Raw genomic sequence first — 12,932 nt, forward strand, 5'->3', positions numbered from 1 at the left:
CGGCCCATTTATGCCGTAATTTACAAATGCAAAGAATAATGGGAGAGAGGCTTTCATTCATAAATACCATTCCGAAAAGCTTCCAAGACCGAGTTTCTCAAGCGTCCTCATCACGCCTAGCGCTATCCCCTCGACCTCTATTCCTCCGGGGAGCTTGTAGGCGTCGCCGACGACGTAAACGTCCTCGACCGGAAAGCCTTCAACCACCTGCCCACTCGCCACCCTGTTCACGGGGTTTCCGTCTAGGTATGTCTGAATCAGCAGGATTTTCCCCTCCTCGTCGAGGTTCGGGAAGATTCTGTAGATGTCCTCGATACCTTTCTTCTGCTCGGCCTTCACGTTCCTGCTCTGAAGGGCATGGTGGAGCATTATCAGGGTGTAGCCCTCTTTGGCGAGCTCGGAGCTGAGCGATGAAGGCTCGTTGTAGCCGTTTATCCTCTCGGTGTCGAGGGTGAAGACGACGGTGTTGCCTATCCTCGGCCCACCCTTCAGCGCCACGTTGTACTTTATGCCCTCGCTCGGCTTTAGGGAATCAACCCGCTTGAGGTAGTCGCGGTCGAAGCTGTCTCTACCGATTAGCTCGACGGTCTCCTTTATGCCGATGTTTGAGATGAGCACATCATAGGAGAACTCCTCACCGTCGGCAGTGACTACCTTCTTTGAGTCGGCATCAACCTCAACGGCCTTCTTCCTCGTGAGTATCTTCCCGCCGTTTTCCCTCACAATTCTTGCGAGCTCCCCGGTCAGGGCCTTACAGCCGCCCTTAACAAGGCCGGGCCCGCCCCACTTCAGGGCGGCCTTGATTTCTCTCGCCAGCTCTCCGGCCGGGACGTCTAAGACGCTGTCAGCCCAGCCAAGGAAGCTCTTGATGAAGAGGTCAACGAACTCGTTGTCGCCTATCTTCTCCCGAATCCACTCGCGACCGCTCATCTCCGGGTCGTCCACAGGCAGCTTCCCGCGCTTAATGTCGAGGAGAAGCTTCGTGGCCTTCGCCTTCTCGGTAATGCTCAGGTACTTCCAGCCCTCGCGGTAGTGGAAGGTCTTTCCCTCGTAGAATATCATTCCCTTTGGGTCAGAGTTCACTATCTGGACGTTGGCACCGAGGAGCTTGAGGAGATAGGCTAAAGGCCCGTCCTCACCGTGGGGGAGCATGTGGAAGGCCCCGGTGGAGAGGCCGAAGCCTCTGTATGGAAGGTTCGCGAACCTGCCGCCGATGTAAGGAGACTTTTCGATGACGGTGACATCGTAACCGTTTTTGGCCAGGAACGAGGCCGTCAGAAGGCCTCCGATTCCAGAGCCTATTACAACTGCCCTCATTCTACCACCTAAGAAGATGTCGGGATAGATATTATAAAGGGTTTGGCTGTTGCACGACTATGCAACTCTTTTACTCTGGCTTCTTTTGGTCCGTTCTAATAGGAAAACTCAGGTTCGAATAAGCTCATACTCTAAAAAAAGAAAGAACCTATACCTAAAGTAAAAGGAAAGATTTATAAGTGGAAGTTGGTTAAAATATAATGCAAAAACTTTAGGAGGTGATGACATGGAAGAGTTGATTGTACTGGAAAAAGGTGCATTCGGGTTCAACGAGCCAAACTTTTTCATCTGCGGGAGCTTCTGTAATCCTGTAAAGGATAACCCGAACTGATTGTGTTTCTTTATTTTTTACTACTTATTTTATTTCAGATACTATAAAAATTAGGAGGTGTGAATATGGAAATGAACGGGATCAAACTTTCAAGATATACTCTCGCTGTTCCATATCAGGGACGTGTGATACTATTTAATACCCTTTCACGCTCTTTAGTTGCCATTTCAGAAGAAGTTTGGAACAGACTTAAAAATAGTATCAACAATGCCAACGTTGGTATTGATAATGGAACGCTTAATGATCAGCTAATTAAAGAACTAACAGCTTTAGGATTTTTGATACCCTCTGAATTAGATGAAAAAGAGCTGATGCGAACCCATGTGAATATTCTAAAATATACGCCAACACACATGGGAATGTTTGTGAACTTAACCTCAAGATGTAATCTCTCTTGCCCTTATTGTTACCAAGATTTAAGAAAAGCTCTAGATAATAATCAAGATTTAACAACTGATGGCTGGAATAGAATAATGAAATTAATAAACAAGCGGACAAACATTCTGAGAAATGTTAATGTTGTATTCTTCGGAGGAGAACCAATGTTGAATTATGATACTCTAAAAGTGGCAGTAAGAGATTTAGATTCTTTAAGGGAAATTGGCATTAAAGCATCAAAATCCAAAATTTCCTGTAATATAGAACACCTACAGAATTACAGCGAATTTCTAACACTTTATGTTAAGTCAAGATACAAAAAACTCCTGGAGGGTGAACAATGAACGTGATAGAGATTAACGACCTCACCAAGGTCTATCCCGACGGAACAAAGGCCAACGACCGAATTTCAATCAAAGTTAGAAAGAACGAGATTGTAGGCCTCATCGGGCCCAACGGTGCGGGAAAGACAACACTAATACGTCAGCTGTTGGGGCTTTTGAAACCCACCGAAGGTTCCATTCGAGTCGTGGGCGAAGACATAGCTGAGAATCCAGACGTCATAAAAAGAACGCTCGCCTACGTGCCCCAGTACCCCCTGAGCTTTCCATCCCTGCGGGTTGAGGAAGTTCTTGAATACGTTTTCAGGATGAGGCACGGGAACGCTCCACGGAAGGAAATGGAGAAAAAGATCTCGGAAGTTCTGAGCCTTGTTGGGCTCGACGGGGCATCAAAGTTCTTCGGGTATCAGCTGTCTGGTGGCATGAAGAAGTCCCTCCTGCTCGCGATGGCACTCGTCCAGGAGCTTCCCGTCCTTGTGCTCGACGAGCCGACGAGTATGGTGGATATCGTTACAAAACATCGTCTCTGGGAGGTCATAAGAAACTCAAACCGCGATGGAATTCTTCTCGCCAGCCACGACATGAATGAAGTCAAAGCCCTGTGCGATAGGGTGTACCTTCTCGTCCACGGAAAGATAGTAACCTCCGGCACTCCCGCCGACATAGTTTCAATGATTAAAATGCCCACTGAGGTTCGTTTAATACCCCAAAGGGAGATACCCGCAAGCATCCTTCCCAAGGAGCACAAAAAACGCGGAGACCTCTACGAGATGGCATTTGATACGCTTGAGAAAGCTCTGGAGACCGTTGAGACTATCACCAAGAGCGTCGGTGTGTCTTATCTCGAACTCGAGTCTCCCTCCTTTGAAAACCTCGTTATAAATCTCATTGGGAGGGATAGAGAATGATTCGGCCCCTAATCAGAATGGAGCTAAAGGGAATGAGAATTTACAAGACTTTCCTCACAGTCAATCTCCTTATCATGCCGCTCGCCCTTCTGTTTATGATGATTATGAACTCCGGCTCAAGAACCCCCGAGGACATCTCATACCTTGTGAGCGGTTTCATCGTCGTTTCGCTGGTGAGTTCTTTCCTTGGAACGCTGACGAACAGGGTCAGCAACATCTTTGAACCCAGCGTTCTTGAACTCTACTCGACGTTGCCACCAAAGATTTCCACAGTTGTTCTCGCACAGTTCCTAACGTACTCTCTCATGGTCATTCCTCAAGTACTAATAGGTCTCACCGTTATACTCTATTACCAAGGAGTGAGCAGGATAAACGTTCCGCTCTTAGTCCTGGCACTTTTGCTCACCTTCCTTGAACTAGGAGCATTGGCAGTCGCAATAGGGGCAAGGATTGGAAACCCCTACAAGGCAATGGCCGTTACGGGAATACTTCCCTGGCTCTTCGTGGTGTTCTCCCCTGCCTACTACCGCTCAAGCTTTCCGGCGCTCTACCTGAATCCCGTTACGCATCTCCTCTTGTGTGTCCGCTCAGCAATTGGGCTTCAGGAGATAAGCCCAATACCCTGGCTGGTATCCGGAGCTCTGACGGTTATTTTCACAGCCTTTGCAATCAGAAACGTTGGCTCCAGCTATATGCTTGAAAAGCCGTTTTAGCCTTTTTTATCCCTCATTTTTGATGTTTGCCCAATTGCCCAAGAAACGGAAAGCACATCCTAGGTGTCCCATGGAACTACTAGTCGCCCCGATGGATAATTAAACTACAACAGTACTCGGAAAAAAGCAGAAATATTTACTTGAAATAGGAAGGAAACTTATAAAGATTAATTGCACATTTAACAACGGAAAACTTGTGGGGTGAAGGCAGTGCGGAAGAGGCTGTTTATTGGACTTCTACTAACGGCTTCACTCCTCATCGCGGTAGTTGCCACGGCCACCCCGATTGGAAAAGTCGAGGTTGATGTCTCAACTCCTCCCGCGTTCCAGGGGGCTAAGATATACTACGCGGTATGGACATTCGCTGAAAATGGAAGTCCAATAGTAATAAAAAGAGGAGTACTCAGTGACCACTTGTTTTTCAAGGACAGCATTTACCTCTCAAAAAGTGAACTTCAGAGGATAGAAAACACGGCAAAGAAAATTGGGTCGAAAACCGCGTTCATTGGAATAGACGTGTGGGTGGAAAAAGATGGCAAAGTGTACAGTTTGGTTGATGGATTTGACAGGTCCTTGAGCGGATGGGAGCTCGAAAAGAGCATAAAGTTCAAATTAAACCTCAAAGAGGCCTCCGTTGTTTCTATTCCATCACCCCACATAATTAGAACTTCGTCCAAAGAGATTACTCCGATGAGTCCAACGAAGCACTGGTACGAGTGGAGAACGGCTGATGAACGCTATTTTACAAACATCAAGATACCTTTACTCATAATTCACAAAAAGTCGAAAACAAAAATCAGTGCCACAGTCCAGCTCGGAGCAAAACATGGCTCGTACATGGGGCCCGACATCACAGTCGCTTTTGGAGACCAGATTTCGAAGAAAGTCTCGTTTGATCCGAGTTCAATAAAACTGAAAGTTTTAGGAAGGTCTTTTACAGACTGGTACCGCGGTGGCAGTATTATAAACATGGAACCCAGCAACACGTGGGGGTACATATGGGTGAAGGGCACTATCCACTACATACATCAAAAGGAGTACTTCTGCTACAAGAGCGCGTATCACCCCAATCCAACATGTCTCTTTACTGGAAATGAAAGGTACTTCGCAAAGATTGACCGCTTTGAGTATTCATCTCAACATGGATCAGTTAAAGACATAGAATCTGGAGTAAGCTTCGAGAAACCTCAATTTTACCCGGAGGACGTTCCAATGGAATACGTAACGTTAAACGCCCCCAGGGGTAAAGACGTCTACCTTGCGGACTTCTTTGACAAAATATACACTGAAACAAAAGGATATTCCTTTGGAATAGGTGCACCCGTTGGAGCATTGATAAACTACCTTACAGGGGAAAGACTGCCCCCCTGGTTTAACTCACTGCTCGTGGGCTTCAGCGTTGAGGGATACTCCACATATGCAGTCATGGGTGAAATCCGGAACGATGGTTCAGTCAACAATGTGAAGTTCTCAGCGGCAAAATCGGCTTACAAAATCTCGATTCCAATCAACAAGCCATGGTGGGAGTTCTGGAAGTCAGACCACGTTAATACCAACGTCCCGGTCGGGTTCTACGTTGAAGTCTTCAGTTAACTTTCGTTTTTCACTTTTCAACAAAAAGGACACATAAAAAAGGGTGTAGAGGTACTCTCAAAGCCTCCACTCCACTCCAAGCTCCTCGCTGTACGCATCGAGAACCCTGCTGAGGTACTCCTTCGCCGTGCCGACCTTGTCAATCTTAAAGCGCTCGGCCCAGCGCTCGTTCCCGAACTCCTCGCTTCCAGCGGCCACGAGATCTATGACGCGCATGCTGTCCCAGAAGGCCGGGGTGTAGCCGGCTTTCCTGGCATACTCTATAAGGCGCCTTATCTGTTTCCTTGCGTGCTCTTCCATGTCAACGTTCTCGCCGTAGGCCTCCATGAAGAGAGCCTTGAGGACGGGCTTCATCCATCCCCTGTGGAAGCGGCACCAGCCGACGTTGTCGTACCAGAACTCCCAGAGGGCGCTGGCTATTATCTTCTGGGCGAGCTCCTCAGGCTCAAGGAAGACGCCGAACTGGTAGAACGTCCAGTAGCGGCCCTGGATTGGGAGCGGGATGTAGTTGCCTATCGCCCAGTACATCGTCGGGGTCATCTCACCGTCCTCGCCGAGCGGGGTGAAGACGGCGTAGTCCTTGAAGCTCTCGCCGTAGCTCAGCCTGTCCTTGAACTTCTCGTCGAAGATTACGCTCGCCTTCCTCTTGCCGAGGCCTATTATCTTGGCAATCTCGTTCTCGGCGAAAGCAACTCTATGAGCCAGCTCTGCAACGAGCTTCGCGTTGACCTCGCTCGCCTCGACCGGGCGCTCGATGAGTGCCTCCTTCGTGAACTCGGGCTTTCCGCTTATGCCGACCTCTTCGGGCTTGAGCAGACCGCGGTGGACGAGCTCAAGAACCCAGGCAGCTGTTCCACCGAACTCGATGGCGTCGAAGCCCATCGCATCAACGGCGTGGACGCTTATGTCGCTGGCGCGGAGGCTTATACTTCCGCTGAGCGGGCCGTTGGCCTCGTAGGGCTCGTACTCGACGTGGTGGCCGCGGCGGTACTTCTTACAGACGACCGGACAGGGCTCGCCACAGGTCGTCCAGTTCTTGGGCTTTATCGCCTCCTCATTGAAGGGCTCCCAGTAGTGCTTCATTATGTTCTCGTGGATCTTAATGCGCTCCTCCTTCGGGATGTAGGGCATCTGCCAGTTGAGTATCGGGACAAAGTCGCCTTCAGCGGGATAGTTTCCGCCGAAGGTTCCGCCGGTGTTGAGCTTGGGGTTGAAGCGGTACTTGGTCGTCTTCTCGGCTATGACCTCGTTGTAGGGCTTCTTGTGGACGCCCTCAACTATCCCCTTGGAGGTCTTGAAGTTGCTGATGTCCTCGCCCGGGAATTTCCTCTTCCTCGGCTTTCCGCCAAAGATAATTCCAACGACGTTGTGGGCACGGAGGAGAACGCTTCCCGAGCCACCTCTCGCGGCCCAGTCCTCGCTGCCAACAAGCCTCTCTCCCTTCCTGAGGGCCTGGGAGAATATCGCACCGTAGTTGGTGTTAAGAGCCGCCGGTCCGACAACGGCTATGCGGTACTCGAAGTCAAAGCGTCCGCCGAAGGTGTCGATGAGGTACTGGGTAAGGGCATAGACACCCTCCTCGCCCTTGTAGCCCCTCCAGATTTCAACGACCTTCTCAAGTTCAATCTCGTGGAGCTCAACTTTAATGTTCTCGCCGTCGTTGTAGAGGAGAACCACGACGGGCTTCTCGGCCTTGCCCTCAAAGGTCACGAAGTCAACGCCGACGTTCTTGAAGGCGTAGGCCGCTCCACCCATAGCGGAGGGGAACAGCGTCCCGTAGAGCGGTGAGCGGAAGAAGAACATGAGCCTGTGCGCTCCGGGGAGAGTCGAGCCAGAAAACGGCCCCATACCCATGACAACGACGTTCTTGGGGTCGTAGGGGTCGAGGGAGTGGGTTTCAAGAGATTCGTGAAGGTCGATACCGTAGTCTATGATGCCGTACACTCCGTCCTTCTCAAGCTCTTCGTTCTCCACCTTTTTTTCGCCCAGGTTGATCCTGAGAACTGTGAACTTCATACTCCTCACCCCTTTGTATCACTCCGGGTGTTAGCTTTTTAGTGAAGAATATTTAAGGCTTCCGATTGTTTCAATAAAGTAGTTGGGTGTTGAATTATAAAAACCTTAGCAATTTAACCCATGATAGCACTCTGAAAGCAAGTAAAACCAAGAAGAAGAGAAAAGAATCACTCGATGTCCTCAAAGCGCTCCTCAAGCCTCTTCAGCACACCGGGCAGGGTGGTGTACTCCATGTCCTCGAGCGGAAGCCTGTGGGGCTCGAACGGGCCGTGCCTGCGCATGTATTCTGTAATCTCAAGGGCCTTCTGCCTGGCGTAGTCAAAGGCCGGGTCGTCGAAGAGGTCAACAGGACCGACGAGCTTTCCTTCTGGGCTTATCTGCCAGCCGAGGGCGACGACGCGCGGCGGGCCGTCGAACCTCGTCGGGTTGGCCTGGTGCATCGGGACGGGCATTATCGGGCCGTTGTGGCTTCCCCTCATCCAGCCGCTGACGAGGTGCGGGAAGGCGAATGGCTCAAGGACTTCTCCGAGGGCAGGGAGCCCGCTCTGGGCCCTAACTATCGCAACCGGGTCGTCCTTGCCGACGTACTCGCCGGCTATCTCGTAGAGCTTCTCGGTGCTGATGACGGCGACCGGCTCGTCCTTTGGAATTGGGTGGCCCTCCTTCGGGAAGACGCGCTTGATGACGTAGCGGCTCTTAGCTCCTATGAGGGCAAGGAGGTCGTAGAGCTCCTCTGGGGTGTTGAGGATAACGCGCTTGTGCTCCTTTATGTCCCAGACCTCGAAGCGGAAGCCCATGTGCATCTTGGGGTCAATGACCAAACCAGCGGTGTTGAACGGGTCGGCGAACATCCTGAATATCGGCAGGTTGAAGGCACCGGGCTCGGTCTTGTCCATGTGGAAGGTAACCACCGGCTCGCTCTTCCTTAGGGCAATCTCCATCTCGGCAACGCCTGGGCCCATTCCGCGGACGTTTCCGCTGAAGGCGTCCTTGAGAAGGTCCTGCCCGGCACCGTAGAGTCCGAGCTCCTTGGCGACCTTGGTTGCCTCCTCGAAGGCCTTCCAGGCAAGTCCGTGAACGTCGGGGCTGTCAACGCCCTTCTTGTGGGTCATGATGAGCTGGAGGTCGTCGCCCGCGTAGGCCACGTAGAAGTCGATTATTGTTCCTTCCTCTTTGGCCTTGGCGAGAACTTCCTCAGCGGTCTCGATGAGCTGGGGGTGCACCCTTGAGTGTCCCGGCCAGCCGCCGATGTCGGCCTTGATTACACTAATCGTTATCTTGTCTCCAACTGCCACAGCAACCACCCCGAGAAAAATTGAGTATTTTATGTTTATAAAACGTTAATATCACCGCCGATGATATACAAGAAGGCGTCAAAATCCAAATGAGATGCGGGAAGCAGAAAAAATAGGGGGTTGCCCAGAAATCAGGAAATCACTCACAGATATCCGTCCAGCCGAACTGCTCCTTTACGACCTTTATAAGGTTCTTGAGCTCGTCTTTCTTGATGTTGACACTTGAGCTTGCGCCGACGAGGGCAATGATGCCGTGAACTTCTTCCTGAACCTGTATGACGTCGTCGTGAACTTTAACGACGCGGAGCTCCCTCTTGGCGGTCTCGTCCTCCCCAATCCTGAACTTGTCCTTTCCGATAACAACGGGCTCCTCCATACTTGGCCACCTCAGAATATTTTTGGGCATTGATGGTAATAAAACTTCCGGGAGCAAAGTTTATAAACCCCAGACGGTTAAGGTTGTGTCGGACGGGGGCGTGGTGTAGCCTGGTCCATCATCGCGGGCTCCAGAGGTATGAGGACTTGCGGGTTTGCTGATTGGGGATGAGCCTTTGGAGCTCTGACCCGGAGAAACCCGCGGACCGGGGTTCAAATCCCCGCGCCCCCACCATTGCAAACTTCGCCTGCGCGAAGTTTGACCAAGGTTCAAGAATACACAATTCTAAGAAGTTTGAGCTTTTAAACGGCCATTTTCTTGGAGGAATTCCCTTTAAGAGGGCCTTAAAGGTGGGTTTTCTCTAAGAAGCGCTCCTGCGGAGCGCAAGAAAAAAGCAAACCTAAATCCAAACGTTTTCAAAATCATGGAATTCCACAGCTCACGGGAGCTGTTAAAAGCGCAAACGCTCTTGAAGAAGCCCCTGTTAGAAGAATCACAAACTTTGATGAAACTTTGCGAAGGCAAAGTTTCTTGGTGAAGCTTTTTCCAAAAGCTTCTTGCCAGCCTTTCCTGAAGGACATTAATAGCTTCAAACCGCTCTCATAGCGTTCAAACGTTTCAACTGATAGCGAAAGATAAAGTCACTTTACTCTCCCCTTCCAAGAAGGATTCCCACCACTATCAGAACCAAGCCCAGAACGGTTGTCGGTTCTATTCTCTCACCCAGGACGAGGGAGATAAAGAACAGGCTGAGGAAGGGCACAAGATAAGCTAGGTTCGAGGCGAAGGCAACGTCGCTCTCAACTGCCCGGTACCAGAGGAGGAACGTAACCCCCATCTCGAACAGACCTACATAAACCGCACCCGCGAGGCCCTGAAGGGGAGGCACTGAAAACTCTCCCGAAACGGCAACTGCCACGGATATGTATGCAAGCCCAAAGATGAAGTTCCAGAACATCTTTTCAATGAGAGGCCTCCCGTCCCGGAGGTTCAGCAGCCAGTAGCCCGCCCAGATAACCGCGCTCCCCAGGCCGAGGGCTACACCTATTGGGTCGGTAAAGTTCAGTCCCGTGACGTTGCCCTTCGTCGCAACGATGATTGCGCCCAGAAAGCCAAGGAAGAGGCCAAATACCGTCCTCATACCGGGTCTCTTCCCAAGGAGCGGGATTGAGAGGAGGACGAGCATCAGAGGCCAGGTGTAGTTTAGCGCCTGGGCTTCCTGGGCCGGCAAGCGGTCGTAAGCGGAGAAGAGCACGGTGTAGTAGAGGAAGGGGTTTATCAGACCGAGGTAGGCCGAGCGGAGGTTCTCCCTCGTGGGCCTAAACTCCCTCGCGTAGAGGATTCCGAAGAGGACGAGCGAAGTTAGGGACGCGTAGAACAGGAGCTGAAGCGGGCTCATGTAGCGGAGCGAGAGCTTAAAGGCGCTGGCAACCGTTGACCACAGTAGCACCGCACCAACGGCGTGTTTTTTAGACATGATCGAAGTGGAAGAAGAGAAGAATAAAAAATTTCCGGAATCACTCCTCCCTAAAGGCACCGTACTTCTTGGGGTCATAGAAGGGCGGAGTTACAGTTACAGCCTTCTTGGGCTTGCCCCTAATCTCGACCTCAATTTCGAGGCCCGGCTTGGCATACTCTTCCTTCACGAAGGCTATTCCGATGCCGATTCCAAGGAGCGGTGAGAGCGTTCCGCTGGTGACCTCACCGATGACCTCACCGTTGGCCAGAACCTTATAGCCTTCTCTCGGGATTCCCTTGTCAACCATCTTGAAGTGCACCATCTTCCTGCCGAGGCCGCGCTCCCTCTGCTTGAGGAGTGCCTCCTTGCCTATGAACTCCTTGTCCCAGAATATGGCGAAGTCGAGGTTGGCCTGGAGCGGGGTGACCTCGTCAATATCAGTGCTGAGGAGCTGGAGCTCCTTGGTCTCGTTTCCGTATAGGGTGTAGCCGGCCTCAAGCCTGAGGGTGTCCCTTGCTCCAAGTCCCGCGGGCTTTATGCCGTACTTCTCGCCGGCCTCCAGAATCGTCTCCCAGACGTGCAGGGCCTTTTCGGGCTCGCCCCTCTTCTCCGGGTCGGGGTGGTAGGGGTTCTTATCTTCGAAGTAGACCTCGAAGCCGTTCTCACCGGTGTAGCCGCTCCTCGAGAGGAGCATCTTGATTCCGTCGAGTTCAACCTCCTTGGCCTGGAACCACCAGAGTTCGTTGATGTCTATGCCGAAGAGCTCCTTCGCGAGGTCCCTCGCCTTCGGGCCCTGGATTGAGAACATGACCATGTCGTAGGTCTTGTTTTCGATTTCGAGGTCAAGCTCGCCGAACTTCTCAATCCCGCGCTTTATCGCGTTGAACCAGGCGTCGAGCTTCTCAAAGGCGTCGCTGTCGCAGACCATCATGTAGGTGTCGTCCCCCATGTTGAAGACGAGGGTCTCGTCCTTAACGGCTCCCCTCTCGTTGAGGACGAGCGTGTAGGTTCCGCTTATCGCAGGCGGCTTGCTTATGTCGTTAGTCGTGACGTACTGGAGGAACTCAAGAGCGTCCTTACCGCGGAATATGAACTCTCCCATGTGGGAGACGTCGAATATTCCAACGCCATTCCTGACGGCGAGGTGCTCCTCCTTTATGCTGGAGTACCAGATAGGCATCTCCCAGCCCGCAAACTCTTCAACCTTCTTGGCATGCTCCTTATGCCAGTCGAAAAGGTGAACCCTCTTGACCATAGCAATCACCGCTCAAACTTGGACTTGAACGTTATAACGCTTTCCAATAGCTCATCGCAACGATAATAAACATTGGAGGACATATTTATACTTGGGTGACCAAAATGTTTGAGAGAATTCTGTATCCAACCGACTTTTCTGATGTATCTCTCCACGCGCTGAGGACGTGCATCCCCAAGCTCTTCGAAATGGGGGCCAAGGAGCTCTACCTCCTCCACGTCATAGACCTGACCGTTGCAGAGCTTGAGGCATTTGAGCTTGAGGAAATCTACCGCGAGAAGCTCGAAGAGCTCGCAAAAGAGCTCAGGGAGAAGGGAATCAACGCCAAGGCAGAGGTGAGAGTGGGAATTCCTTCTCTGGAGATAGCCGAGGCCAGCGAGGAAGCTGGGGTAGACCTCGTCGTGACGCCAAGCGTCGGCGAGAACGTATGGAGGCAGATGTTTCTTGGGAGCACCGCCTCGAACCTCACGAGGACGACGAAGAAGCCCGTCCTGTTGCTCAAGTACGTCAAAAAGGACGACTCCTTTGAGCTGGCGGTGGACTGCTCCGAAATCTTCAGGAGACCCCTCGTGGCGCTCGACTTCTCCAAGTGCTCCATTAAGATAGTCAAGACCGTCAGGAAGTTCGAGGAGCTCATAGAGAAGGGAATCCTCCTCCACTCGGTCGATTACGGAAAAATCGACGAGCTTGAGCACAACATTGAGATCGCCAAGGAGAATCTTGAAAAGACTGCCAAAGGAGTCAAAGCCGAGTTCGAACGCGAAGTCCTGGTGGGAGCCGCAAGCCAAGCGATAATAGGAACCGCTCTAGCCAAAGGGGCAACCCTCATAGTCATCGGCAAGAAGGGACGCAGCGTCCTCAAAGACCTGATACTCGGAAGCACTGCGGAGAGGGTCATGAGGGACTCAAAAGCTCCCGTCCTCCTCGTCCCGTGCGAGTGACCTCAGACT

General features: G+C 51.6%; 11 protein-coding genes and 1 tRNA gene. 6 read left to right on the forward strand and 6 right to left on the reverse strand.

Annotated features, from left to right (window positions below):
- Nucleotides 1–57: 57 nt before the first annotated feature.
- Nucleotides 58–1,317 carry a phytoene desaturase family protein gene (locus TEU_RS01520; protein WP_050002106.1) on the reverse strand — a complete coding sequence of 420 codons (1,260 nt, stop codon included), beginning with the start codon at nt 1,315–1,317 and terminating at the stop codon, nt 58–60.
- 396 nt (nt 1,318–1,713) lie between these two features.
- Here TEU_RS01520 and TEU_RS01525 point away from each other — a divergent pair, with 396 nt between their 5' ends.
- The 4 genes from TEU_RS01525 (at nt 1,714) to TEU_RS01540 (ending at nt 5,581) form a co-directional block, all read left to right on the forward strand.
- On the forward strand, nt 1,714–2,370 hold the full coding sequence (locus tag TEU_RS01525; protein ID WP_050002107.1) for a 4Fe-4S cluster-binding domain-containing protein: 657 nt from the start codon (nt 1,714–1,716) through the stop codon (nt 2,368–2,370).
- Nucleotides 2,367–3,275 (forward strand): ABC transporter ATP-binding protein, encoded by a 909-nt coding sequence (locus TEU_RS01530; protein ID WP_050002108.1) that lies wholly within the window; start codon nt 2,367–2,369, stop codon nt 3,273–3,275. Before TEU_RS01525 ends, TEU_RS01530 begins: the two co-directional genes overlap by 4 nt.
- On the forward strand, nt 3,272–3,988 hold the full coding sequence (locus tag TEU_RS01535; protein WP_050002109.1) for a hypothetical protein: 717 nt from the start codon (nt 3,272–3,274) through the stop codon (nt 3,986–3,988). The genes TEU_RS01530 and TEU_RS01535 overlap by 4 nt, the downstream gene beginning before the upstream one ends.
- Nucleotides 3,989–4,198: 210 nt before the next feature.
- Complete coding sequence (locus TEU_RS01540) at nt 4,199–5,581, forward strand: hypothetical protein (protein WP_050002110.1); 1,383 nt, start codon at nt 4,199–4,201, stop codon at nt 5,579–5,581.
- Nucleotides 5,582–5,638: 57 nt separating this feature from the next.
- Here the strand turns inward: TEU_RS01540 and gor are convergent, their stop codons facing one another.
- The 3 genes from gor to TEU_RS01555 all read right to left on the reverse strand — a co-directional run bounded on the left by gor (nt 5,639) and on the right by TEU_RS01555 (nt 9,268).
- On the reverse strand, nt 5,639–7,597 hold the full coding sequence (gene gor / locus TEU_RS01545; RefSeq protein ID WP_050002111.1) for a glyceraldehyde-3-phosphate:ferredoxin oxidoreductase: 1,959 nt from the start codon (nt 7,595–7,597) through the stop codon (nt 5,639–5,641).
- Nucleotides 7,598–7,764: 167 nt separating this feature from the next.
- A complete protein-coding gene (gene fbp / locus TEU_RS01550; protein ID WP_050002112.1) occupies nt 7,765–8,892 on the reverse strand; it encodes a fructose-1,6-bisphosphate aldolase/phosphatase in 1,128 nt (375 codons plus the stop codon).
- 139 nt (nt 8,893–9,031) lie between these two features.
- The gene (locus tag TEU_RS01555; RefSeq protein ID WP_050002113.1) at nt 9,032–9,268 is read right to left on the reverse strand and encodes a hypothetical protein; all 237 of its coding nucleotides are present in this window, start codon (nt 9,266–9,268) and stop codon (nt 9,032–9,034) included.
- A 94-nt stretch (nt 9,269–9,362) separates the two neighbouring features.
- On the opposite strand from TEU_RS01555, the gene TEU_RS11685 reads away from it, so the two are divergent.
- A tRNA-Trp gene (locus TEU_RS11685) sits at nt 9,363–9,502 on the forward strand.
- A gap of 412 nt (nt 9,503–9,914) precedes the next feature.
- Here the strand turns inward: TEU_RS11685 and TEU_RS01565 are convergent.
- Both TEU_RS01565 and gcvT read right to left on the reverse strand, forming a co-directional pair.
- Complete coding sequence (locus TEU_RS01565; protein WP_050002115.1) at nt 9,915–10,745, reverse strand: DMT family transporter; 831 nt, start codon at nt 10,743–10,745, stop codon at nt 9,915–9,917.
- 40 nt (nt 10,746–10,785) lie between these two features.
- Complete coding sequence (gene gcvT / locus TEU_RS01570) at nt 10,786–11,982, reverse strand: glycine cleavage system aminomethyltransferase GcvT (protein ID WP_050002116.1); 1,197 nt, start codon at nt 11,980–11,982, stop codon at nt 10,786–10,788.
- A gap of 104 nt (nt 11,983–12,086) precedes the next feature.
- Here gcvT and TEU_RS01575 point away from each other — a divergent pair, with 104 nt between their 5' ends.
- Nucleotides 12,087–12,923, forward strand: coding sequence for a universal stress protein (locus TEU_RS01575; protein WP_050002117.1), 837 nt, complete (start codon nt 12,087–12,089; stop codon nt 12,921–12,923).
- Nucleotides 12,924–12,932: the final 9 nt, after the last annotated feature.

Origin of the sequence: Thermococcus eurythermalis (assembly GCF_000769655.1) — an archaeon.
GTDB classification, from domain to species: domain Archaea; phylum Methanobacteriota_B; class Thermococci; order Thermococcales; family Thermococcaceae; genus Thermococcus; species Thermococcus eurythermalis.

What these genes read in the sequence shown, in the direction of transcription:
- gcvT (WP_050002116.1), bottom strand. Translation starts at nt 11,982, where the DNA reads ATGGTCAAGAGGGTTCACCTTTTCGACTGGCATAAGGAGCATGCCAAG.
- TEU_RS01530 (WP_050002108.1), top strand. Translation starts at nt 2,367, where the DNA reads ATGAACGTGATAGAGATTAACGACCTCACCAAGGTCTATCCCGACGGA.
- TEU_RS01520 (WP_050002106.1), bottom strand. Translation starts at nt 1,317, where the DNA reads ATGAGGGCAGTTGTAATAGGCTCTGGAATCGGAGGCCTTCTGACGGCC.
- TEU_RS01575 (WP_050002117.1), top strand. Translation starts at nt 12,087, where the DNA reads ATGTTTGAGAGAATTCTGTATCCAACCGACTTTTCTGATGTATCTCTC.
- TEU_RS01535 (WP_050002109.1), top strand. Translation starts at nt 3,272, where the DNA reads ATGATTCGGCCCCTAATCAGAATGGAGCTAAAGGGAATGAGAATTTAC.
- TEU_RS01555 (WP_050002113.1), bottom strand. Translation starts at nt 9,268, where the DNA reads ATGGAGGAGCCCGTTGTTATCGGAAAGGACAAGTTCAGGATTGGGGAG.
- gor (WP_050002111.1), bottom strand. Translation starts at nt 7,597, where the DNA reads ATGAAGTTCACAGTTCTCAGGATCAACCTGGGCGAAAAAAAGGTGGAG.
- TEU_RS01565 (WP_050002115.1), bottom strand. Translation starts at nt 10,745, where the DNA reads ATGTCTAAAAAACACGCCGTTGGTGCGGTGCTACTGTGGTCAACGGTT.
- TEU_RS01525 (WP_050002107.1), top strand. Translation starts at nt 1,714, where the DNA reads ATGGAAATGAACGGGATCAAACTTTCAAGATATACTCTCGCTGTTCCA.